Genomic DNA, 22,666 nt, shown 5'->3' on the forward strand with positions numbered 1-22,666 from the left:
CCTAAAGGTTGCATCAGAGTATCCCGTCCTGGTCAAGGACTGGTGGTACTTCTGACCTTACACAACGACGAAATCGGCGTTGGTCAGCGCCAGGTTGGCGGCCAGTGTGGCGAAATGGGTCGAGCCGCCGGCAGCACTGCCGTTGCTGTCATAGGTGAGCCAGCCGGTGTCGGTCTCGTAGATGATGTGGTCGTTGCCGTCACCCGCAAGGCCGGTGGTGTTCTTGACGAACTGGTCGGCCGACAGCGTGCCGTTGCCGCCAAGCGCGGCAAAGATGGCGTTATCGACCCGGATAGTGTCATCGACCACCGAGAAGTCTGTGATGCGGTCGACATTGGTCGAGGCATTGAGCGCCGTGGTGAAGACGAAGATGTCCTGGCCGGTGCTGCCGGACATCGTGTCGTTGCCGCCCCTGCCGTCCAGTACGTTGTTGCCGGAATTGCCGGTCAGCGTATTGGCCAGGCTGTTGCCGGTGGCGTTGATCGAGGCCGCGCTGCGCAGTGCGACGTTCTCGATGTTGCCCGTGAAGTGGTTGCCATCGCCAAGGTTGATCGAAACAAAGCCATTGACGGTGTCGGTGCCGTTGGCGCCGGCGGTGCTTTCACTGACGATATCGCCGGCATTGTCGACATAGTAGCCATCATTGCCCTGAGCCCCGATCATCGTGTCGGCGCCACCTTTGCCGTCCAGCAGATTGTTGCCGGAATTACCGGTCAGCGTGTTGGCCAGGCTGTTGCCGGTGGCGTTGATCGAGGCCGCACCGAGCAGCGCGACGTTCTCGATATTGCCCGTGAAATGGTTGCCGTCGCCGAGGTTGATCGAGATGTAGCCGTTGACGGTATCGGTGCCGTTGGCGCCGGCGGTGCGCTCACTGACGATATCGCCCGCATTGTCGACATAGTAGCTGTCGTTGCCCTGAGCGCCTCTCATCGTGTCGGCGCCACCCATGCCATCCAGCACATTGTTGCCGGAATTGCCGGTCAGCGTGTTGGCCAGGCTGTTGCCGGTGGCGTTGATCGCGACCGCACCGAGCAGCGCGACATTCTCGATATTGCCCTTGAAGTGGGCGGCACCGCCAAGGTTGATCGAGATGTAGCCATTGACGATATCGGTGCCGTTGGCGCCGGCAGTACTCTCATCGACGATATCCCCGGCATTGTCGACGTAGTAGGTGTCGTCGCCGAGGCCGCCTTGCATGGTGTCGGCGCCGCCCTTGCCATCCAGCGTGTCGTTGCCACCAAGCCCGATTAGCGTGTTGATGCCTGAATTGCCTGACATGATGTTGGCAATCGAGTTGCCAGTGCCGTTGATATCACCCGTTCCCGTCAGCGTCAGATTTTCCAATTCCTGGCCGGAGAGATTGAAGGACACGGTACTGTTGACTGTATCGGTGCCCTCGCCATTGGCCTCAGTGACATGATCGCCGGCATTGTCGACCCAGTAGGTATCGTTGCCGATGCCGCCTTTCATTGTATCGGCGCCGGCACCACCGTTGAGGACGTCGTTGCCCGCATCGCCGCTGATCGTATCATTGCCGCCAAGACCCGACAGCGTGTCGGCGCCGTCGCCGCCGTTGATGTGGTCGGCGAAGACATTGCTGCCTTGCCAGACGTCATCTGCGGAGGTGCCGACAAAGATGGTAGGATCGAAGATTTGAGCACGAATGCAGCCGCTGCTGCCATCACCACTGTCTAATGACTGCCAAGTGACCAAGAAGCGGCCATCGGCCAGTGGCGTGATCGCTGGGGTGTACTGATCACTGCTTGCCGTCAAATTGACGATGAAGTCGCTGCCGGCCGCTATGCCGTCGGCATTGTAGACGCGGGCGCGGATACAGGTGCCAGAGCCGTCGCCGGTGTCATCGGACTGCCAAGCGGCCACGAAACGGCCATCGGCCAACGCCGTAATTGCTGGGTTAACCTGATAGCCCGTTGTTGTCGAATTGACGATGAAGTCGCTCCCGGCCGCACTGCCGTCGACATTGTAGATTCGGGCGCGGATGCAGGCGCCGCTGCCGTCGCCAATGTCATCGGACACCCAAGAGGCCAAGAAGCGGCCATCCGCCAGCGTCGTGGTTACTTGGGCATTCTGATAGCCCGTTGTCGTCGAGTTGACGATGAAGTCGTTGCCGGCCGCACTGCCGTCGACATTGTAGATTCGGGCGCGGATACAGGAACCAGAGCCGTCGCCGATATCAAAGGAAGTCCAGGTGGCCACGAAGCGGCCATCGGCCAGCGCCGTGATCTCTGGTTCGACCTGATAGTCGTGCGTTGCCGTCGAATTGACGATGAAGTCGCTCCCGGCCGCGCTGCCGTCGACATTGTATATTCGGGCGCGGACGCAGGCGCCGATGTCGGTATCAGTGTCAGTTGACTCCCAAGTGACCACAAAGCGTCCGTCACCCAGCACCGTGATCGCTGGGTTAAGCTGATTGCCCGCCGCTGTCGAATTGACGATGAAGTCGTTGCCGACCGCATTGCCGTCGACATTGTAGATCCGTCCGCGGATGCAGAGGCCATCGCCATCGCCGGTGTCATAAGACTGCCAGGTGGCCACGAAGCGGCCATCGGCCAGCCCCGCGATCGCTGGGGCATTCTGATAGCCCGTTGCCGTCGAATTGACGATGAAGTCGCTGCCTATCGCCTTGCCGTCGACACTGTAGATTCGTCCGCGGATGCAGATGCTATCGCCGTCGCCGGTGTCATAAGACTGCCAGGTGGCCACGAAGCGGCCATCGGCCAGTTCCGTGATCGCTGGGCTAACCTGACCGCCGGTTGCCGTCGAATTGACGATGAATTCCTGTCCTACGCGTCCGATGGGCATGACTCGTTCTCTTTCGCTGCAGACAGGGTTTGAAACAGAAGACTGCGTCAGGGGACCGTCTTGGTCAAGGACTGGTGCTACCCATTTGCAGTCGTCCCCAACAAGAACGGACGACATTACTGTGGTCAAGGCAATTATTGCAGATTTACCCGGCGGGCATGAAGTCTATCAGTCGAGCGGCGTTTCCATGAACAATAGACCGCTCTACGGCGCGAAAATCGACCAGTTCATCATCCTGGCCAGCTTTTCCAGCGCGATCGAGCCCAGCTTGGAATTGCCGTTGGCGTTGAGGCCGGGCGACCAGACGGCGAGCGAGGCTACGCCCGGCACGATGCCCAGTATGCCACCGCCGACGCCGCTCTTGCCGGGAATGCCGACGCGGAAGGCAAAGTCGCCCGATCCGTCATAATGGCCGCAGGTCAGCATCATGGCGCCGATGCGCCGCGCCCGCTCGGCCGACACCACGCTATGTCCGGTCGCCGGATTCTTGCCGCCGTTGGCGAGAAAGCGGCCGGCGAGCGCCAGCTGCCGGCAACTCATGGCGATGGCGCAGTGGTGGAAGTAGACGCCCAGCGCCAGCTCCGGCGCATGGTTGAGATTGCCGAAGGATTTCATGTAGTTGGCAAGCGCAAAGTTGCGATAGCCTGTGGCCCGTTCGGAGGCCGCGACCTCGCGGTCGATAACGATCGTCTCGTCATCGGCCAGGAATTGGATGAAGCGCAGGATTTCGCCGATCGCCTCGCGCGGCTGGTGGCCGGCAAGCAGGATGTCGGAAACGACGATGGCGCCGGCATTGATGAACGGATTGCGCGGAATGCCGTTCTCATGCTCGAGCTGGACGATCGAGTTGAACGGATTGCCCGACGGCTCGCGTCCGACCCGCTGCCACAGCGCATCACCGACATTGCCGAGCGCCAGCGTCAGGGTGAACACTTTCGAGATGCTCTGGATCGAAAAGGCCTGATCGGCGTCACCCGCCATCAGCACGCGGCCGTCATTGGTGACGGCGGCAATGCCGAACTTCTTGGGATCGACCTTGCCGAGCTGCGGAATGTAGGTGGCAACAGCGCCGCGATCGGTGCGTTCGGCCATTTCGGCGGCGACTTCGGCGAGCGCCTGTTCGAGTTCTGGCATGGTGCTACCTCAACCAGCGTTCAATGCGCGCCATCGCCTCGACCATCTCGTCGTGGCTGCCGGCATAGGAGAAACGCATCGTGCGGTGCCCCGCCTGGGTGTCGAAGTCGCGGCCGGGCGTCGCCGCGACATGCGCCTGCGCCAACATCTTTCGTGCGAAGGCCATGCTGTCGTTGGTGTGCCTGGTGACATCGCAAAAGGCATAGAAGGCGCCGTCCATCGGTGCCGCCAGCGGAAAGCCGAGTTCCGGCAGGCGTTTCATCAACAGCTCGCGATTCCAGGCGTAGCGGCCTTTCACCGCTTCCAGCTCCTCAGTCGCCTTGAACGCCTCGATCGCGGCGATCTGCGACAGTTCCGGCGGCGAGATGTAGAGGCTTTGGGCGACGCGTTCTACCGGCCGCACCAGATCTTCGGGCAACACCATCCAGCCGATGCGCCAGCCGGTCATGCAGTAATATTTCGAGAACGAGTTGATGACCGTCACGTCGCCGCCACAGGCAAGTGCGGTGGTATCGGGGGCGGCATAGGCCAGCCGATGATAGATTTCATCTGATATCACGGCGATGCCGAGCTCCTGTGCCGTCCTCACCAGGGCCGCCAGCTCATCGGCCGGTATGACGGCGCCGGTCGGATTGGCCGGACTTGCAAACAGCACGCCTTTCAGCGGCTTTTCGCGATGTGCGGTTTCCAGATGGCCGGCATGCAGGTAGGCGGCGTCGCCGAGTTCGATCTCGACCACGTCGATGCCGAGTGCGGCCATGATGTTGCGATAGGCGGGATAGCCGGGCGCGGCGATGGCGACGCGGTCGCCTGGATCGAACATCGCGAGGAAGGCGAGGTTGAAGGCGGCCGACGATCCGGTGGTCACCGCGATCCGGCTCGGTGAAATATCGAGGCCATAGTGATCGGCGTAGTGCTCGGCGATCGCCTTGCGCAGCGCGGCGAGGCCGAGCGTGTCGGTGTAGCCGATGCGTCCGTCCTGCAAGGCCTTGGCCGCCGCCGCGCGAACGCCGATCGGCGCAGGGTCGGAGGGCTGGCCGACGGCCATGGAAACCACCGGCACGCCCTGGGCCTTCAGGCGGTTTGCCTCGGCCAGAATGTCCATGGCGTGGAAGGGCTCGACATTGCCACGACGTGAGAGCGAAACGACCATTTAACCAGTATTCCCGATGGTTGAAGGCGCCAAACTCGGGCGCATGCGCCGCACAAATGCCCGATTGATGTGAGGATCACAAGTTGAGGAAGTTTCCGGCGCCGACTTTTCATCTTTCGCCCGCTCGTCTACCAGTGGAACCATCATGTTGAGCCGACCCAGATCGACGATTGCCCGGACAGCGCGCGTCTTTGCGACGCTTTCGCTTGGCGTTGCCGTCGCGTTGGCGGATTCGGTCAGCGCCTTCGCCCAGAACGTGCCAGTGGTACGCGACGCCGAGATCGAGGCGCTGGTGCGCGATTATGCGCGGCCGATCTTCAAGGCGGCAGGACTGGCGAACGACGGCATCGACATCGTGCTGGTCAACGACCAGAGTTTCAACGCCTTCGTCACCGGGCGCCGGCTGTTCATCAACACCGGCGCGCTGATGACGGCCGAGACACCCAACGAGATCATCGGCGTCATTGCCCACGAAGCCGGCCATATCGCCGGCGGCCACCAGCAGAAGCTGCGCGAACAGCTCGAACGTGCCAAGACCATGGCCATCATCGCCACATTGCTAGGGGCCGGCGCCATGGTCGCCGGTGCCACCACCAACAGCCGCGGCCTTGCCGGCGCCGGTATCGGCATGGCGGCGGGCGGCGGCGAGATGGCGCAGCGAAGCATCCTCGCCTATCAGCGCACCGAGGAGATAACCGCCGACCGCTCGGCGATCACCTATCTCAACGCCACCGGCCAGTCCGGCATGGGCATGCTGAAGACGTTCCACCGTTTCCAGACGGCGCTGTCGCTGTCGGGCGCCCAGGTCGATCCCTACCGGATCAGCCATCCGATGCCGCAGGACCGCATCGCCAATCTCGAAGTGCTGGTGAAACAGAGCCCCAATGTCGACAAGGTCGACCCGCCGGCTCTGCAGCAGCGGCACGACATGATGCGCATGAAGATCGCCGTCTATATGGAAGGCCAGGCGGGGTTGGCGCGGCTGATGCGCAAGATGCCCGGCAGCCTTGCCGCACAATATGGCGATGCCGAGTCGACGTACCTGTTCGGCAACATAGCCACCGCGCTCGCCAAGACCAATGCACTGATCAAGGCGCAGCCGAAGAATGCATATTTCCAGGAACTGCGCGGCGACATCCTGATGAAGGCGAACAGGCCCAAGGAGGCCGCGGATGCCTATGCCAAGGCGGTCAGCCTCGACCCGGCGCGGTCGGGATTGCTGCCTGTCTCGCTTGGCCAGGCGCTGATGGCCGTCGGTACGCCTGAATCCCTCAAGAAAGCCGTCGTGCAGATCAACAATGGTCTGCAGCGAGACAAGGAAAATGCGGCCGGTTACCGCTACCTTGCACAGGCCTATGGCGAACTGAGTGACATACCGGGCGCAGAACTTGCCACCGCCGAAGGTCATTTCTATTCCGGCAACTATAAGGATGCTAAGATCTTCGCCATGCGGGCACAGCAGCAGATGAAGCGCGGCGAACCGCGATGGCTTCGCGCCCAGGACATCATAAACTACGCACCATCGACCAAGATCAAGTGAACCTTCTGGCAGCACGCTGCGACACAGTCAGACGAACGGGCCGGAAAAACAGGTAGAAGGAACAGGAACGATGAAAAAGGCACTGCTGCTGGGCACCACGGGGGCCGTGGCCGCCCTGGCCATGCTGGCTTTCGGATTCGTGGCCGGAAACCCACAGATTGCCAAGGCCGGTACGGCGCAGCCGGCCCAGACGGCAGAGTCCGACACCAAGATCGACCGCACCGAGGTCGAAGGTATCATCCGCGACTATCTGTTGAAGAACCCGGAAGTGCTTCTGGAGGTTCAGGACGCGCTCGAAGCCAAGCAGAAGGAAGAGCAGCGCATCGCCCATATGGGTGTCATCAAGGATGCCAAGGACCAGATCTTCAACTCGGCATTCGACGGCGTCGTCGGCAACCCGAACGGCAAGGTCACCATCGTCGAGTTCTACGACTACAATTGCGGCTTCTGCAAACGCGCCATCGACGACATGCGGGCGCTGACCAAGTCCGATCCGGACCTGCGCTTCGTGCTCAAGGAGTTCCCGATCCTCGGACCGGATTCGCAGAAGGCGAGCGTGGTTTCGATGGCATTCCACCTGATGAAGCCGGAAAAGTATGGCGAGTTCCACAACGCACTGCTCGGCGGCCAGGGACGCGCCACCGAGGCGGCGGCGATCAAGATCGCGCTTTCGCTCGGCGCCGACGAAGCGATGCTGCGCGAGAAGATGAAGGACCCGTCGATCAACGAGGCCTTCTCCAAGACCTACGATCTTGCCAACAAGCTGGCGATCACCGGAACGCCGTCTTATGTGGTCGGCAACGAGGTGGTGTTCGGGGCGCTTGGACAGGAAGTGCTGGCTGAAAAGATCGAGGCGGCGAAAGCCGCGCTCTGATCTTGCTCACGGGCATATTTTCAGGGGTACATTTCCGCGCGTTGTGGACAGTGAAAGAACGCACTTGCGCTCTTTTCGCAGGCGTCTATGCCCATTATAGAGGGCCCAGCGCGCCGGCTTGATGTCGGCGCCGGGAAAGGTCGGCTTTTTTGAAAACGGTTTTCGTCCTGAACGGTCCCAATCTCAACGCGCTCGGCAAGCGCGAGCCGGGCATCTATGGCGGCAAGACGCTTGCCGCGATCGCCGAGGACTGCAAACAGGCCGGCACAGCACTTGGGCTCGAGATCGATTTCCGCCAGTCGAATCACGAGGGCGACCTTGTCGACTGGATTCAGGAAGCTGGCGACAAGGCCGCCGGCATCGTCATCAATCCAGGCGCCTACAGCCACACCTCGATCGCGATCCACGACGCCATCCGCGCCATCGCGCCGCTGCCCGTCGCTGAAGTCCATCTTTCCAACATCCATGCGCGGGAACCATTCCGCCACGTGTCCATGGTCGCGCCGGTTGCCGTCGGCATGATCTGTGGCTTTGGGCCGCTCGGCTACACGCTGGCCCTGCAGGCGCTGGCCGCACGCCTATGACCGGCCAACAAACAGAAGGCTCGAAAATGTCGATAAAGAAGACCGGTGTTGACCAGCAGCTGATCCGCGATCTGGCGGGCATACTGAACGACACCAACCTCACCGAGATCGAGGTTGAACTGGGCGACCTGAAGGTGCGTGTTTCGCGGCAGGCCCCGGCCGTGCACGCGATCGCGGCACCGCAGCCGGCCTATGCACCGTCAGCCGCCCAGCCCATTGCCGCGGCAGCCCCGGCAGTGGTCGACGTGGCGAAGAACGCGATCACCTCGCCGATGGTCGGGACCGCCTATCTGGCGCCATCGCCCGACGCGAAGGCGTTCATCGAAGTCGGCCAAAAGGTCAAGGAAGGCCAGACGCTGCTGATCATCGAGGCGATGAAGACGATGAACCAGATTCCTTCGCCGCGCTCCGGCACGGTGACGGCCATCCTGTTCGAGGATGCGACGCCTGTCGAATACGGCATGCCGCTCGTTGTGATCGAGTAGAGCGGGCCGGATGTTCCAGAAGATCCTCATCGCCAATCGCGGCGAAATCGCGCTTCGGGTGCTGCGTGCCTGCAAGGAACTCGGCATCCAGACGGTGGTGGTGCATTCGACCGCCGACGCCGATGCCATGCATGTGCGGCTCGCCGACGAAAGCGTCTGCATCGGGCCGCCGCCATCGCGCGACAGCTACCTCAACATCCATCAGATCGTCGCGGCCTGCGAGATCACCGGCGCCGATGCCGTGCATCCGGGCTATGGCTTCCTGTCGGAAAACGCCAAGTTCGCGGACATCCTGGCCGCCCACAACATCACCTTCATCGGCCCGTCCGGCGACCATATCCGCATCATGGGCGACAAGATCGAGGCCAAGCGCACCGCAAAACGGCTCGGCATTCCGGTGGTGCCCGGTTCGGACGGTGCGGTCACCGATGAAAAAGAGGCCAAGCGCATTGCCGGCGAGATCGGCTATCCCGTGATCATCAAGGCGTCGGCCGGCGGCGGCGGACGCGGTATGAAGGTGGCGCATACCGAAGCCGACCTCGAGGTCGCCCTGCAGACGGCGCGCTCGGAGGCCGGTGCCGCCTTCGGCGACGATGCGGTTTACATCGAGAAGTACCTGGAAAAACCGCGCCACATCGAGGTGCAAGTGTTCGGTGACGGTTTTGGCCGCGGCGTGCATTTCGGCGAGCGCGATTGTTCGCTGCAGCGCCGGCACCAGAAGGTCTGGGAAGAGGCGCCCTCGCCGGCCCTCAATGCCGAGGAGCGTGCGCGCATCGGCGGCGTCTGCGCCAAGGCGATCGCCGACCTCGGCTATTCCGGCGCCGGCACGATCGAGTTCCTCTACGAGAATGGCGAGTTCTATTTCATCGAGATGAACACGCGCCTGCAGGTCGAGCATCCGGTGACCGAAGCGATCACCGGCATCGACCTCGTGCACGAGCAGATCCGCGTCGCCTCGGGCGGCGGACTTTCGGTCAAGCAGGAAGACATCAAGTTCAATGGCCACGCCATCGAATGCCGTATCAACGCCGAGGATCCGCGCACCTTCACCCCCTCGCCCGGCACGATCACCCACTTCCATACGCCGGGCGGTCTCGGCATCCGCGTCGATTCCGGCGTTTACTCCGGCTACAAGATCCCGCCCTACTACGACAGCCTGATCGGCAAGCTGATCGTGCATGGGCGCAACCGCGTCGAGTGCATGATGCGGCTGCGGCGCGCGCTGGATGAATTCGTCGTCGACGGCATCAAGACGACGTTGCCGCTGTTTCGCGATCTCGTCGGCAATGCCGACATCGCCAATGGCGACTATGATATCCACTGGCTGGAAAAATATCTGGCCAAGGAAGAGTAGTCCGGGGACGCGATGACCCGCCCCTTCGCGCCCGGCTATCGCATCCCGACCGACCTTTTGCTCAAGGCCTACGCCTCGGGCGTGTTCCCGATGGCCGAAAGTGCCAGCGATCCGGAGGTGTTCTGGGTGCGGCCGGAAACGCGCGGCATCATCCCGCTTGACGGTTTTCACACGCCGAAAAGCCTCAGGAAAACGATCAAGAAGCACCCTTTCGACATCCGTTTCGATTTCGATTTCGAAGCAACGATCGACGGTTGCGCCGAGAGACGCGAGGAGCGCCGGTCGACCTGGATCAATGCGCCGATCCGCGAAGCCTATGTCCAGTTGCACCGGATAGGGCATTGTCATTCGGTCGAGGCTTGGCGCGAGGACCGGCTGGTCGGTGGCCTCTACGGCGTATCGCTTGGCCGGGTGTTCTTTGGCGAAAGCATGTTCGCCAGGGAGACGGACGCTTCCAAGACCTGCCTTTATTATCTCGTCGAGAGGTTGAAGGCGCGCGGCTTCGCTCTGCTTGATACGCAGTTCACCACCGAGCACCTCAAGCGCTTCGGCGCGGTCGACGTGCCGCGCGGCAAATACGAGAAAATGCTGGCCGACGCGCTGAAGGGCGAGGCCGTATTCTACCCCTGACGATCGGGCCTCTTACTTCCCGGCCGCGGCTTGCAGCGGCGTCTGCGAATGGAACATCATCTTCCAGCCGTTGACGCGATGGACGTAGCCGGTACTGACCAGCGCCGCGTAGGGCTCGCCATTCTCACGCGTCGCGTGCGCCTCGTAGGTCAGCATGACGATATCGCTGCCCGGCTCGATTATTCCCTTGAGCTCGATGTCAAGATCGCGCCAACGGTTGGGCTTGGTTGCGGTCTTGGCGAGATCGGCATTGTCCATGGCCTGTGCCATCTGCGGAAACGCCACCAGGCACTCGGTGTCGGCATTGGCCGCGTAGTAGGCCGCGTCACCCGTCCAGAACCCTTTTTCGAGTTCGAGCAATTCCGCCTTGCCGGCGGTGATCCGCTTGCTGTCTGACATCGGAATATCCTCCATGCGCATGAATGCGCGGTCGTCCGTGGTCCAACGCATGGTGGCCACGACGGTTCCAGAGGATCAGTTGGCTTCGGTGGTATCCGGTTCCGTGGTATCCGGTTCGGTGATAGCCGGTTCCGTGGCATCGGGCTGTACCACGTCCGGAGTGGCGGCAGGCTTCGGCTCGGCCGCGGCAGGCTTCGACGCGTCGGCTTTGGTCGCGTCAGCCTTGGCGGCGTCGGGCGCCGGCACATCCGACTTCTGCTTGCATTCCTTTAGCCAGACGTCATAGACGGCATGTTCGACGGCGTTGAGGCCAGGGCTTTCGGCAAACATCCAGCCGGTGAAGATGCGGCGGATCTTCCGGTCGAGCGTGATCTCGTCGACCTCGACGAAGGAATCGGTCTTTGGCTCCTCGGTCTGCGGCCTCGAGTAGCAGACGCGCGGCGTCACCTGCAAAGCACCGAACTGCACCGTCTCGTCGATATAGACATCGAAGGTGATGATGCGGCCGGTGATCTTGTCGATGCCGGCAAACTCGGCGATGGGATTGGTGACCCGGTCCGATCCTGCGGGCGCCGCCGGCGCCGGTGCAGCGGGCGCCGGTTCAGGCGAAGCGGCAAAGGCAGCGGTGCTGACGGCAAGACTGGCGGCTAGCGCCAGGCCGCCCGTCGATATTCGGTTGAAAAAGCTCATCTAGGGGTACCGGTGGTTCGCGCCCGGGTGATTCTGTCGATCGCCAAGGCTAGTCGCCGTTTTTTTTTGATCAGCAAGCAGCTAAACACCAATTGTGGCGATAAAGGACCGGCCTGCACCTTGCGCCGTTACAAGTCGGGGGCCGTTACGATCCGGGTGTCCAGGCGTCATAGTCGCCCGTGACCTGCGGGCGATGCTGGTTGGTCAGCACCGAGCCTTTCGGGCGGTAGGCCGCCGGAGTGCCGGTCAGATTGGGCTGATGTGGCTTCTGCCAGTCGCGGGGCTTGTAGGTCTCGCTGGCGGGCGCGACATCGACACGGTGATGCATCCAGCCATGCCAGCCGGGCGGTATCGCGGAGGCTTCCGAATAATTCCGGTAGATGACCCAGCGGCGCGTGCGGCCCTCCGAATCGATGCCGCCTTCGTAATAGACATTGCCTGTCTCGTCCTGGCCGACCTTCTTGCCGTGCCGCCAGGTGTACAGGCGCGTTCCCAGCGTCTGGCTGTTCCACCAGGTGAAAAACTGCGTAAGGAAAGTCTTCATCTCAGAACCCTCGCGCCGGCAGCGCCCGTTTCCTGCTTATGGCGTCAGGCCTTCGGGAAGGCAAGGGTTTTGCCGCAGGGTGCACGCAAATGGCTTGCCGGAAACCCGACACAAGCCCGTGATCTTCTCGACCGCGCGATGCGCGCTTGCCAAGCCTTTGCGGTCTTTCTAAAGCTTTGCGCGCCAAGGCCGGTATCCGACCCGCTGCAGGCTGACGGAGGTGACGATTGGCCACGGAAATGCCGACCACCGACATTCGCATCAGCGCAAACGCGATTCGGCGCTGCAAAGGCGGCACACCGATTGTCTGCCTCACCGCTTACACCTATCCCATCGCCCGCCTGCTCGACGACCATGTCGACCTGCTCCTGGTCGGCGACAGCGTCGCCATGGTGCTGCACGGCCACGAGACGACGCTAGGCGCTTCGCTCGAGATGATGATCGCGCATGGGCAAGCGGTGATGCGCGGCGCGGCCAAGGCCTGCGTCGTCGTCGACATGCCGGCCGGCACCTATGAGGATTCGGCGGCGCAAGCCGTTGCTTCGGCGCGGCGGATGATCGACGAAACCGGCTGCCAGGCGGTGAAACTCGAAGGCGGCGTCGACATGGCCCGGCAGATCGCCGCGATCGTCGCTGCCGGCATTCCGGTGATGGGACATATCGGCCTCCAGCCGCAATCTGTCGAGAAAAACGGCGGCTACAAGATCAAGGGCCGCACCGAAGAGGCCGTTGCGGCTTTGGTTCGCGATGCACTCGCGGTCGAAAGCGCCGGCGCGTTCTCGGTGGTCATCGAGGGCACGGTCGAGACCGTCGCCTCCGACATCACCCGCCGCATCGCCATTCCAACCATCGGCATCGGCGCCAGCAGCGACTGCGACGGCCAGATCCTGGTCATCGACGACATGGTCGGGCTGACCGTCGACCGCGTGCCGAAATTCGTCAAGGAATATGCCGACCTGCGCAGCGTCATCTCACACGCCGCCGAACGCTACGCTGCGGAGGTGCGAAGCCGGACATTTCCCGGCCCCGGCCATGTCTTTTCGGCGACAAAGCACGGGGATGACGCATGAGCCGGCTCGTCATCGTCGACAGCGTTGCCGCACTGCGCGCGCAGCTCCGCGACTGGCGGCGCGACGGCCTTCGTATCGCCATGGTGCCGACCATGGGCGCATTGCATGACGGGCACATCTCGCTGGTCAGGATCGCACTCGAAAGGGCCGATCGCTGTGTCGTGTCGATCTTCGTCAATCCGACGCAGTTCGCGCCGACGGAAGACCTCGACAAATACCCGCGCCAGCTCGCCCACGACCTCGACCGGCTGAAAGCGGCCAAGGCCGACCTTGCCTTCATACCGACGGTTGGCGAGATGTATCCCGCCGGCTTTGCTACCAGGATCTCGGTCGGCGGTCCCTCCGCCGGGCTCGAATCGGACTTTCGGCCGACGTTTTTCGACGGTGTCGCCACCGTCGTGGCAAAGCTCTTCCTGCAGGCAACGCCTGACTGCGCGATCTTCGGCGAGAAGGACTACCAGCAGCTTTGTGTCGTCAGGCAGCTCTGCCGCGACCTCGACCTGCCGGTCGAGATCATCGGTGCACCGACGATCCGCGACGCACATGGTCTCGCCATGTCGTCACGCAACGCCTATCTCGATGAAGCCGAACTCAAGATCGCCCGCCAACTCAATGTGATATTACGCGACACGGCGGTGGCTTTGACGGCAGGTGCCGACCAAAACAACGCAACCGCGGAGGCCAGCCGTGCCCTGGTCGCGGCCGGCTTCCGCAAGGTCGACTACGTCGAGGCCCGTGAAAGCCTGACGCTTGCGCCATGGCGTCGCGATCGTGAAGGACGCGTGCTTGCGGCCGCCTGGCTCGGCAAGACGAGGCTGATCGACAATGTGGACGTTCGCTCCACCTAGCGCCGCGGGTTGCTGCCGCGCGCCTACCTCTCTCCCATTCGTCCGCTGGGCCTGACGAACAGTTGCCCCACAAAGATCCCAACAATTCCGGCTGATGCTTTCACGAGTGCATCGGCAAACTGCGCGTGGCGACCAGGATCAATGATTTGAAGCAGTTCCAGGACGCCGGCGGTCACAATCACGAAAATCGCAGCTTGATACAGGCGGTTGGGGAAGCCGAACGCCAGGACGAAGCCCAAGAGCACATAAGCCAAGGCGCGCTCAACATTCGCCTCGGCTATGTGTGGCCGCATCTGGATCGGCGACAGGGTTGAGAAAATGATGATGGCGAGCAGCACCAGCGCTGCAATGCGGGACAGTTTGGTCATGTTCCTGCATATCCGTCGTGAGCCGGCGCAGCAAACGCCGAGATGACGCATGGCCGTGTGCGGAACCGATTACGGCCAGCAATGCCGGTGGAGCGTAATGTCAGCGCAGGTCGCCCCGGCTCCCGGGCCGGAGCCATGCCTGCCAACCTGCAAAGATCGCGAGCCATCTGATCGCCGCCTATTCCTCGGTCGGCATGTGCAGATACATCGACTGGATGCCGACCCGGCCCGGCCCGGTGAAGCGGTTGACGATGAAATTCATGTTGGCGCCGAAGAAGCCGCTCGACAGGCGATCGATCTTGGTCTCCATCCTGACCGAGACATCCTTGAACAGCCAGCCGCCGGGCTCGATGTCGATGGTTTCGCCGGCGGCGAGCGTTTTCTCGAAGACGTTGCCGTAGCCGTGCAGCCAGACGATGCCATCGCCGGCATCGCCGCGAAAGCGATCGATGAAGAAGCCGCTCTGGCCAAACAGCATCGTCGCCAGGCCGCGCACGCGCTCGAAAGTGTACTCGACATTGCCGGTGGCGGCGAGAAACTGGTGCTCGCGCACCTGGATCTCCTCGCCACGCCTGAGATGGATCGGCACGATATGGCCGGGCCCATCGCGGCTGAAGGCAATGATCCCTGCTCCGGACGCTTCGGTGACGAAGATCTGCATGCCGGCCATCATGCGCTTCAGCGCACCCTTCAGCGATTTCAGGCCAATGTTGATGGTCGAGTTCTTCCACAGCAGGATGTGATGCTCGAAATAGACCGGCATGCGCGTCACATCGACCGAAAGCACGGGCACCAGTTCGCCGGCGATATGATAGGTGACGCCGCCAAAGGTTTCGTCCGACACCTGTGTCGGCATCAGTTCCGGTAAGCTCGGCATGAAAATCCCCCCAACGCTGCCCAACACGCGCGTCTGTCGGTTCCGGCTTCCGGCAGGGTCAGCTGAAGGAGCTTTGCTGCGGGACTTTCAAGCCGTCAAACGAAAATAGGGCTTTGTCGTGGTGCTCGCGCGAAGGTGATCGAGATACGCCGGCTGATAGGTCAGCCAACAAGAGTCCTGATGTAGACGAGCGTCGGATGTCCCAAGGCACCTGCGTGTTCGCCGACATCGGCGGATCGCAAGAAGCCGTTTGCCTCGTAGAAGGCGATGGCTCGGATGTTCTGTTCCTCCACCTCCAGGCGGATGGCGCGGGCCTCTGGGAAGCTTTCGATGACCTCATCGAGCAGCATGCCGCCGATGCCTCGCCCCTGCAGGCTGGGCAGCACGTAGAGCTGCTTGAGCATGATCACTTCGACGCCTTCGGCAAAAGCCATGCCGCCGATCAGCTTGCCATCATCGGCCACCAGGAATTCCGAGTTCGGCCGCGTCAGCCGCGACCGCAGCGAGGAAATCGAGTGCCAGCCGTCGGTGATCTCGGTCACCTTGGCAGCGCCGTAGATTGCGTCATAGGTCGCATGCCAGGTTTCGACCAGCAGCGCACGCACTGCGGCAAGGTCGCGTTCCCCGGCGGTGCGAACGAACATGGTTCTCCCCCCTATGTTGCGACCGGCTTGCGCCGGAAGTCGGCCACGGCAAGCAGCACCACCCAGACGAGAAGCACCATGCTGCCCGGCATGTTGGCCGCCATGGCGGTGCCGGAGAAACCGGTTGCAGCAGTCGCAAAACCACCGACCAGAACACCCACGGCACCGACACCGCCGAGCAACGACAGCCACAACGGACTGCGCCTGGCCTGGCGCAGGGCGACATTGGCGAGCAGAACCGTCAAGCCGAGCAGCATGGCGCTGATCGCGGCAAAACCGACTTCGATCTGGCGTACGGCGAAGGCGGCGCTGAACAACGATGGCTTTGTCGCCGCATCGGCCATCGCCCAGGCATTGACCACCGCTTTCAGCGCAATGCCATCGACGGCCTGCAAGGCAGCTGCCGCCGCCAGCGACGCCGCGCCAAACAGGATCGTCAGAAGAGCCCAGCCGCGTGGCGGGCCGTCCGACAGACGGCCAAGGATCAGCACCAGGCCTGCAACCATCGACAGAACGCCGGCGAGCTGTGCCATGTGGCTGAACAACCAGATGTGGTCGGCGGCATATTCACCGAAGGCGGCAAGCGCGTCATTCGGGTCTTCATGCATCGGATGCAGCGACGTGCCGACAAAAAGCAGCACGGCGCCGGCAATCAAAAGGGCCGACGAGACGCTAGCCGGGTTGCCGGGCTTCGCGTCTCCGCTCATTGATCCGCGATGCCGAGCTTGGCCTTGACGAGGTCGTTGACGGCTTGCGGGTTGGCCTTGCCGCCGGTCGCCTTCATCACCTGGCCGACGAACCAGCCGGCCATGCTCGGCTTGGCGCGGGCCTGTTCGACCTTGTCGGGGTTGGCGGCGATCACCTCATCCACGGCCTTCTCGATGGCGCCGGTGTCGGTGACCTGCTTCATGCCACGGCTTTCGACCAGCTGGCGCGGATCGCCACCCTCGGTCCAGACGATCTCGAACAGGTCCTTGGCGATCTTGCCGGAGATGGTGCCATCCCTGATCAGGTCGATGACCGCGCCGAGTTGGTCGGGCGAAACCGGAGCGTTTTCAATATCCTTGCCGGCCTTGTTCAATTGCCCGAGCAGGTCGTTGATGACCCAGTTGGCGGCAAGCTTGCCGTCGCGGCCGGCGGCCACCTTCTCGAAATAGTCGGCGATCGGCTTTTCCGAGACCAGGATCGACGCATCATAGGTCGACAGGCCGAGCGAAGCGATCAGCCGCGCCTTCTTGTCGTCCGGCAATTCCGGCAATTTCCCAGCCAGCGCGTCGACATAGGCCTGATCGAACTCCAGCGGCAAAAGGTCGGGATCGGGGAAATAGCGATAGTCGTGCGCCTCTTCCTTGGTGCGCATCGAGCGCGTCTCGCCCTTGACGGCGTCGAACAGCCGCGTTTCCTGATCAATCTTGCCGCCATCCTCGAGAATGGCGATCTGCCGGCGTGCCTCATAATCGATGGCTTGGCCGATGAAGCGGATCGAGTTGACGTTCTTGATCTCGCAGCGCGTGCCGAACTCTCCGCCCGGCTTGCGCACCGAGACGTTGACGTCGGCGCGCATCGAGCCTTCATCCATGTTGCCGTCGCAGGTGCCGAGATAGCGCACGATGGTGCGCAGCTTGGTGACATAGGCCTTGGCTTCATCGGCCGAGCGCATGTCCGGCTTGGAGACGATCTCCATCAGCGCCACGCCGGAGCGGTTGAGGTCGACATAGGACATGGTCGGATGCTGGTCGTGCATCGACTTGCCGGCATCCTGCTCCAGGTGCAGCCGCTCGATGCCGACCTCGATGTCCTCGAACTCGCCCTGACGATCCGGACCGACCGAGACGATCACGGTGCCCTCGCCGACGATCGGCTGCTTGAACTGCGAGATCTGATAGCCCTGCGGCAGATCCGGATAGAAGTAATTCTTCCGGTCGAAGACGGACTTGTGGTTGATCTGCGCCTTCAGGCCAAGGCCGGTGCGGATCGCCTGCTTGACGCATTCCTCGTTGATGACAGGCAGCATGCCCGGCATGGCCGCATCGACGAGGCTGACATTGGCATTGGGCGCAGCACCGAAAGCGGTCGAGGCGCCGGAAAACAGCTTTGCCTCCGAGGTGATCTGAGCGTGGACCTCGAGCCCGATGATGATCTCCCAGTCGCCGGTGGCGCCGGGGATCAGGCGTTTTGCATCGGGGGTACGGGTGTCGATGAGGGTCATGATGGCCTGCGACTTGCGGTGACTGAACTCACATTTGAACGTGAATTTCACGTCGAACGTGGAAGTCATTCGCTAGTGCAAACCGCCAAAAGAGACAAGCGTAAAGCCACGGCCTGGCCTTTTCAGCCGCCTCGAACCCGAGCGGGATCGACCACAGCCAGACCTCGGCTCCGCCGGTCGGTTCGCCGGCCGGCGGTTTCCGTTCACCGCTCAAGCGGTGGCGATGTAGGCCCTGATCTCGTCGGCCTCGCGCTCGACGTCCTCGATACGGCGCTTGACCACGTCGCCGATGGACACGATGCCATCGAGCATACCGTCCTTTTCCACCGGCAGATGGCGGAAGCGGCCCTTGGTCATGATCTCCATCACCTCGTTGACGGTGTGGTTCTCATTGCAGATCTTCACCTTCGGCGTCATCGCCGAGCGCACGGCGATATCGAGCGCGGCTCCACCTTCCCTGGCGACCACCCGCACGATGTCGCGCTCCGAAAGAATGCCGACGATCTTGCGATCGCCATTGGTGATGACCAGCGCGCCAATCTTGTGTTCGGCCAGGATGCGGATGGCTTCGCTCAGCTTTTCGTTCGGCCCGAGCGTCAACACGTCATGGCCTTTCTTCTCGAGAATTGCCTTAACCGTCATGGCGTCCTCCTCCTCTGCTTTGCCTGCCGGTTCCTGCCCTGACCGGCTTCACATAAGAGTGAACATGGTGCGCCGTCATCGGTTGCATTTCAAGTGCGGCGGTCGGTGGTGTCCCATTCAGGCGCCTGCCATGGTCGGTCGAACCAGCGCAGGCCGAAGAAGCCGGCGACAAAGCCGCCAATATGGGCCTCCCAGGCTATCTGGCCGTCAATTCCGGGGGCAAAGCCGAGAAGGCCAGTGGCGAGGTTGATGATCATCCACACGGCTAGGAAGATCACGACGCCGCGCGAGCGCAGGACGATGGCGATTGGCAGCACGGGGCCGGCGAAGGCAGCCTTGCCGGCCGACGAGCGCTGGGTGTGGAAACCGAAACGCGCGGCAGCGCCCATCATGCCGGAAATAGCGCCCGATGCCCCGACCAGCGGCGCTTCTCCGTACGGATGCATGGCCCAGAAAAGCGCAACCGAAGCCAGCCCGGTCACGGCAAAGAACAGCGAAAACCGGAGCGGCCCCAGGCGATTTGCCAATGGAGAACCGAAAGCGGCGAGCCAGACCATGTTGATGGCAATATGGGCAAAGCTGCCATGCAGGAAGGCGTAGGTGAACGGGCGGGTGAAAAGGAACCAGTCGAAGCCGTATTTGCCGGTGTAGAGAACAGGGATGAAGGCCCCGTCGTAGAGCAGCGTCAGTTGCTGTTCCTGGGTTAGCACGTACTGCTGCAACAGGTAGACGACCGCGCATATGCCCATCACCGCCAGGACGACAGGTGGCAGATTGAACACCGGCTCTCGCCGTTGTTCGGCTCCATCCTCGATCGGCTCGATTTCCGAGGGGCCTTCCGGTTCGCTCATATGAAATTGCACTCAAACAGGGATTCGGGTTCGAGCATCTAGATCACCCCCGAACGAACCGCAAACGGCGAATCGCCTCATCGCGAATCAAAAAAAAGCCGCTCAAGGTTTCCCTTGAACGGCCGGTCGAGCCCCCTGCTCCCCCTAAAACTCTTAACTGAAGTGCTGCCGATCGTCGCGAAACGACCGCTTCTGGAGTGGTTTTTGTGTGCCATAGGGCCCGCCTCGCTGCAACGTCAACCAGTTGTTAACCTTAACGGCCCCGACCCGTGAACAAGTGTTAACGACGCTGGCACGCTTCCTGCTCCGCAACGCATGTAGGTCATCGGAGGGCGCCCTTTCTGTTCACCGATGGGACATCAGACGACAGATTGCGCGGAGCAGAATAGCATGAACCAGAACGGATCGATCACGCTGTTCCAATATTGGAACCGCCTGCGTGACGGACGCCCCGCCCCGAAGCGTTCGGAGGTCGAGCCGGCCGACATCAAGTCGCTGCTGGCCGATACGTTCATCCTGGAAAGGGACACGCGCGGACAAGCCGTCTTCCGGCTCGCCGGCACCAGGCTTTGCGCCTATTATGGCCGCGAACTCAAGGGGTTCTCCTTTCCGTCGCTGTGGCGCGAGAAGGATCAGCGGCTCGTCTCGAGGCTGATTCATGGCGTCTTCGACCAGAAGTCGGTCGTGCTCATCGCCTTCGAGGGTTTCAGCCGCAACGGCCGTACCAACAAGTTCGAACTGCTTGCCTTGCCGCTTGACGGCGGTGTTGAAAATCCGCGCTGCCTGGGCGTGATCAGTGCCGTGGAGAAGCCCTTCTGGCTGGGTGCCGATCCGATCACCGACGCGTTGATCGATTCGATTCGCGTCATCGATCCGGAGAAGGAGCTTCTCAACAACCGTCCGGCGATCGATGTTCCTTCGCTGGTTCCGGATGAACTCGCGGCACCCGAGACGATATCGGCGCTTGGCCGCGCGCGCCGCATCCGCCATCTCGTCGTCTTCGATGGCGGACGCGAGGAATAGGGGCCAAATCTCGCCGCAACGGGGCCTGCTTTTCCCCTTTGTTAACCCTTATTGTTGTACTTCTCCGATGAAGTTCCTCGCATCGACGCGCGGGATGCCAAACGAGGTGTGGCAGTCATGAGGTCAGCGGCGGTCGACTATGCGCCGTCCCAAGCTGAAAGGCGTAACTTTCAGCGCGTCCGGGTCAAGATTTACGGGCGCTTCATGCTGGAAGACCGCACCGAACACCCCTGCCAGGTCGTCGACATGTCACCGGGCAATGTAGCGCTTCGCACCGAACGCATTGGCATGCCGGGCGAAAAAGTCATCGCTTATATCGACCATATCGGCCGCATCGAAGGTGTCGTCACGCGCACCTTGCAGGATGGTTTCGCGATGACCGTTATCGCGTCCGACCGCAAGAAGGACAAGCTTGCCGCGCAATTGACCTGGCTTGCCAACAAGCACGAACTCGACCTGCCCGAAGACCGTCGGCACGAGCGTGTCGCACCGCGCAATCCAACCAGCGTGCTGCAGCTCACCGACGGCCGTCAGTACCAGTGCCGTATCATCGACCTGTCGCTTTCCGGCGCCGCGATCGAGATCGACGTCAAGCCGGCGATCGGCGTCCAGGTCATGCTCGGCACGATGCGCGGGCAGATCGTCCGCCATTTCGAGGACGGCGTCGCCATCGAATTTGCCGTCATCCAGCGTCCCGAAACGCTCGATTCCGAATTCAACACCCCGCGCGCCTGACAAGGCCTGAAGCACTTCGGGAAACCGGCCCTTAGCGGCCGGTTTTTTGTTTTTCGAGCCCAGAAGGAGACGCTTCGACAATCCGAGGCCATTTCCTACTGGGCCGCATGACATAGAGGCTCGCGGAGCGCCTCGCAGCAAAATCCAAACAATTCAATACTCAAATGATTCAAATTTTACGCTTATTCTACTGGGGTTTTACTCAATATCTACTTCGCACTTTTGCCCCAAATAAATCCACATGTGGCAATGTCTCCTTCGAACGGGGAGACTACCGGAATGAAGAAGACGAGGGGCAAGCTGTTGCTGGCGGCAATGGCGATGCAGCTTACAGCTTGGGGATCAGCATATGCCGCGGGACCGGCCTATATGCACACCGGCGGACGCACCACGCAGCCTGTCGGCCATTATGAATTCTGCCAGCGCATACCTGGCGAATGCAGCGAACGGACGCCCAAGGGCCCGCCGGTCGAACTGACCCGCAAATTGTGGGCGACGATCGTCAGCATCAACAATTCGGTCAACGCAAGGGTCAAGCCGCGCACCGACATGGAGAATTACGGTGCCGAGGAATACTGGGCCTATCCCGACAATGGCTATGGCGATTGCGAGGACTACGCGCTGGAAAAGCGTCGCGAATTGTTGAATGCGGGCGTGCCGGCCGGCAATCTGCTGATGACTGTCGCGCGCCAGCCGAATGGCGATGGCCATGCGGTGCTGACCGTGCGCACCAGCCTTGGGGAATTCATCCTCGACAATCTGGAAACCAAGGTGCTGGCCTGGACGGACACGGACTACACCTACCTCAAGCGCCAGTCAGACCAGAATTCCGGTGTTTGGGTGACGATAAACGACGGCCGCTCCGACGCGGTCGCCAGCGTCCGCTAATGCATGTCGCTCAAAAGTGGCCCCGGTTTTGAGCGACATGCATAAACTAGAGGTCAAGCGCGTCGCATGAAGGCGACCGCTTCAGGAGAAACCCGGTCGAGTCCCCACCCTCCCCGTCCCCAACGACCGGGTCAAAGGAGCCGGCCCCGTCCCCGGGCCGGCTCCGCCATTTCTGGGACAACCTTTTGAAACCCCGATAAAGGCACAATTCCAACAGCTTAGATTTCGGTTTGCGGCTCACTTCTGCTACAACGGCAGAGTAGCGAACCGCGGTGGTGATGGTTTCACCAGCTAAAGTTCG

Annotated in this window: 24 protein-coding genes; 11 read left to right on the forward strand and 13 right to left on the reverse strand. The window is 61.9% G+C overall.

The genetic code is table 11. The annotated features are described in order from the left end of the window. Positions 1 to 57 precede the first annotated feature (57 nt). The 3 genes from AC1D08_RS27295 to AC1D08_RS27305 all read right to left on the reverse strand — a co-directional run bounded on the left by AC1D08_RS27295 (position 58) and on the right by AC1D08_RS27305 (position 5,110). Positions 58 to 2,823, reverse strand: a complete 2,766-nt coding sequence (locus AC1D08_RS27295) for a beta strand repeat-containing protein (RefSeq protein WP_477424484.1) — start codon at positions 2,821 to 2,823, stop codon at positions 58 to 60. A gap of 204 nt (positions 2,824 to 3,027) precedes the next feature. Next, on the reverse strand, positions 3,028 to 3,957 hold the full coding sequence (locus AC1D08_RS27300; RefSeq protein ID WP_457153100.1) for a glutaminase: 930 nt from the start codon (positions 3,955 to 3,957) through the stop codon (positions 3,028 to 3,030). A 4-nt stretch (positions 3,958 to 3,961) separates the two neighbouring features. Beyond that, on the reverse strand, positions 3,962 to 5,110 hold the full coding sequence (locus AC1D08_RS27305) for a pyridoxal phosphate-dependent aminotransferase (protein WP_457153099.1): 1,149 nt from the start codon (positions 5,108 to 5,110) through the stop codon (positions 3,962 to 3,964). Positions 5,111 to 5,255: 145 nt separating this feature from the next. Here AC1D08_RS27305 and AC1D08_RS27310 point away from each other — a divergent pair, with 145 nt between their 5' ends. The 6 genes from AC1D08_RS27310 (at position 5,256) to aat (ending at position 10,577) form a co-directional block, all read left to right on the forward strand. Then, on the forward strand, positions 5,256 to 6,650 hold the full coding sequence (locus tag AC1D08_RS27310; RefSeq protein ID WP_477424486.1) for a M48 family metalloprotease: 1,395 nt from the start codon (positions 5,256 to 5,258) through the stop codon (positions 6,648 to 6,650). A 70-nt stretch (positions 6,651 to 6,720) separates the two neighbouring features. After that, the gene (locus tag AC1D08_RS27315; protein ID WP_457154932.1) at positions 6,721 to 7,524 is read left to right on the forward strand and encodes a DsbA family protein; all 804 of its coding nucleotides are present in this window, start codon (positions 6,721 to 6,723) and stop codon (positions 7,522 to 7,524) included. A 149-nt stretch (positions 7,525 to 7,673) separates the two neighbouring features. Continuing rightward, positions 7,674 to 8,108, forward strand: a complete 435-nt coding sequence (gene aroQ / locus AC1D08_RS27320) for a type II 3-dehydroquinate dehydratase (protein ID WP_095090709.1) — start codon at positions 7,674 to 7,676, stop codon at positions 8,106 to 8,108. A 26-nt stretch (positions 8,109 to 8,134) separates the two neighbouring features. Next, a complete protein-coding gene (accB, locus tag AC1D08_RS27325; RefSeq protein ID WP_457154931.1) occupies positions 8,135 to 8,593 on the forward strand; it encodes an acetyl-CoA carboxylase biotin carboxyl carrier protein in 459 nt (152 codons plus the stop codon). Between the two features lie 10 nt (positions 8,594 to 8,603). After that, positions 8,604 to 9,947 carry an acetyl-CoA carboxylase biotin carboxylase subunit gene (accC, locus tag AC1D08_RS27330; protein WP_095090710.1) on the forward strand — a complete coding sequence of 448 codons (1,344 nt, stop codon included), beginning with the start codon at positions 8,604 to 8,606 and terminating at the stop codon, positions 9,945 to 9,947. Between the two features lie 12 nt (positions 9,948 to 9,959). After that, positions 9,960 to 10,577 carry a leucyl/phenylalanyl-tRNA--protein transferase gene (gene aat / locus AC1D08_RS27335; protein WP_457153298.1) on the forward strand — a complete coding sequence of 206 codons (618 nt, stop codon included), beginning with the start codon at positions 9,960 to 9,962 and terminating at the stop codon, positions 10,575 to 10,577. A gap of 12 nt (positions 10,578 to 10,589) precedes the next feature. On the opposite strand, the gene AC1D08_RS27340 is transcribed toward aat, so the two are convergent. From AC1D08_RS27340 to AC1D08_RS27350, 3 genes are all read right to left on the reverse strand, one after another. Then, positions 10,590 to 10,976 carry a hypothetical protein gene (locus AC1D08_RS27340; RefSeq protein ID WP_457153299.1) on the reverse strand — a complete coding sequence of 129 codons (387 nt, stop codon included), beginning with the start codon at positions 10,974 to 10,976 and terminating at the stop codon, positions 10,590 to 10,592. A 75-nt stretch (positions 10,977 to 11,051) separates the two neighbouring features. Then, complete coding sequence (locus tag AC1D08_RS27345; RefSeq protein ID WP_457153300.1) at positions 11,052 to 11,666, reverse strand: DUF2155 domain-containing protein; 615 nt, start codon at positions 11,664 to 11,666, stop codon at positions 11,052 to 11,054. 145 nt (positions 11,667 to 11,811) lie between these two features. Then, on the reverse strand, positions 11,812 to 12,210 hold the full coding sequence (locus AC1D08_RS27350) for an NADH:ubiquinone oxidoreductase subunit NDUFA12 (protein WP_457153301.1): 399 nt from the start codon (positions 12,208 to 12,210) through the stop codon (positions 11,812 to 11,814). Positions 12,211 to 12,437: 227 nt separating this feature from the next. On the opposite strand from AC1D08_RS27350, the gene panB reads away from it, so the two are divergent. Together panB and panC are read left to right on the forward strand one after the other, a co-directional pair. After that, entirely contained in the window at positions 12,438 to 13,280 is an 843-nt protein-coding gene (gene panB, locus AC1D08_RS27355; RefSeq protein WP_457153302.1) for a 3-methyl-2-oxobutanoate hydroxymethyltransferase, read from the forward strand. Further along, the gene (gene panC / locus AC1D08_RS27360) at positions 13,277 to 14,128 is read left to right on the forward strand and encodes a pantoate--beta-alanine ligase (protein WP_457153303.1); all 852 of its coding nucleotides are present in this window, start codon (positions 13,277 to 13,279) and stop codon (positions 14,126 to 14,128) included. Before panB ends, panC begins: the two co-directional genes overlap by 4 nt. Positions 14,129 to 14,151: 23 nt before the next feature. On the opposite strand, the gene AC1D08_RS27365 is transcribed toward panC, so the two are convergent. From AC1D08_RS27365 to AC1D08_RS27395, 7 genes are all read right to left on the reverse strand, one after another. Then, positions 14,152 to 14,496, reverse strand: coding sequence for a VanZ family protein (locus AC1D08_RS27365; RefSeq protein ID WP_477424489.1), 345 nt, complete (start codon positions 14,494 to 14,496; stop codon positions 14,152 to 14,154). 178 nt (positions 14,497 to 14,674) lie between these two features. Beyond that, the gene (locus AC1D08_RS27370; RefSeq protein WP_095090716.1) at positions 14,675 to 15,373 is read right to left on the reverse strand and encodes an AIM24 family protein; all 699 of its coding nucleotides are present in this window, start codon (positions 15,371 to 15,373) and stop codon (positions 14,675 to 14,677) included. Between the two features lie 161 nt (positions 15,374 to 15,534). Further along, positions 15,535 to 16,017, reverse strand: coding sequence for a GNAT family N-acetyltransferase (locus tag AC1D08_RS27375; RefSeq protein WP_457153305.1), 483 nt, complete (start codon positions 16,015 to 16,017; stop codon positions 15,535 to 15,537). A gap of 11 nt (positions 16,018 to 16,028) precedes the next feature. Next, a complete protein-coding gene (locus tag AC1D08_RS27380) occupies positions 16,029 to 16,724 on the reverse strand; it encodes a hypothetical protein (RefSeq protein ID WP_457153306.1) in 696 nt (231 codons plus the stop codon). Further along, on the reverse strand, positions 16,721 to 18,226 hold the full coding sequence (gatB, locus tag AC1D08_RS27385; protein ID WP_477306175.1) for an Asp-tRNA(Asn)/Glu-tRNA(Gln) amidotransferase subunit GatB: 1,506 nt from the start codon (positions 18,224 to 18,226) through the stop codon (positions 16,721 to 16,723). The genes AC1D08_RS27380 and gatB overlap by 4 nt, the downstream gene beginning before the upstream one ends. Before the next feature lie 210 nt (positions 18,227 to 18,436). Then, complete coding sequence (locus AC1D08_RS27390) at positions 18,437 to 18,868, reverse strand: CBS domain-containing protein (RefSeq protein WP_184870665.1); 432 nt, start codon at positions 18,866 to 18,868, stop codon at positions 18,437 to 18,439. An 89-nt stretch (positions 18,869 to 18,957) separates the two neighbouring features. Then, positions 18,958 to 19,719, reverse strand: coding sequence for a rhomboid family intramembrane serine protease (locus AC1D08_RS27395; RefSeq protein ID WP_457154677.1), 762 nt, complete (start codon positions 19,717 to 19,719; stop codon positions 18,958 to 18,960). 390 nt (positions 19,720 to 20,109) lie between these two features. Here AC1D08_RS27395 and AC1D08_RS27400 point away from each other — a divergent pair, with 390 nt between their 5' ends. The 3 genes from AC1D08_RS27400 to AC1D08_RS27410 all read left to right on the forward strand — a co-directional run bounded on the left by AC1D08_RS27400 (position 20,110) and on the right by AC1D08_RS27410 (position 22,365). Next, positions 20,110 to 20,742 carry a PAS domain-containing protein gene (locus tag AC1D08_RS27400; protein ID WP_457154678.1) on the forward strand — a complete coding sequence of 211 codons (633 nt, stop codon included), beginning with the start codon at positions 20,110 to 20,112 and terminating at the stop codon, positions 20,740 to 20,742. 117 nt (positions 20,743 to 20,859) lie between these two features. Further along, a complete protein-coding gene (locus AC1D08_RS27405) occupies positions 20,860 to 21,477 on the forward strand; it encodes a PilZ domain-containing protein (RefSeq protein WP_095091678.1) in 618 nt (205 codons plus the stop codon). 279 nt (positions 21,478 to 21,756) lie between these two features. Beyond that, entirely contained in the window at positions 21,757 to 22,365 is a 609-nt protein-coding gene (locus AC1D08_RS27410) for a transglutaminase-like cysteine peptidase (RefSeq protein ID WP_477424492.1), read from the forward strand. Positions 22,366 to 22,666 lie beyond the last annotated feature (301 nt).

The sequence above is a fragment of the Mesorhizobium sp. P2_E6 genome (assembly GCF_056403835.1).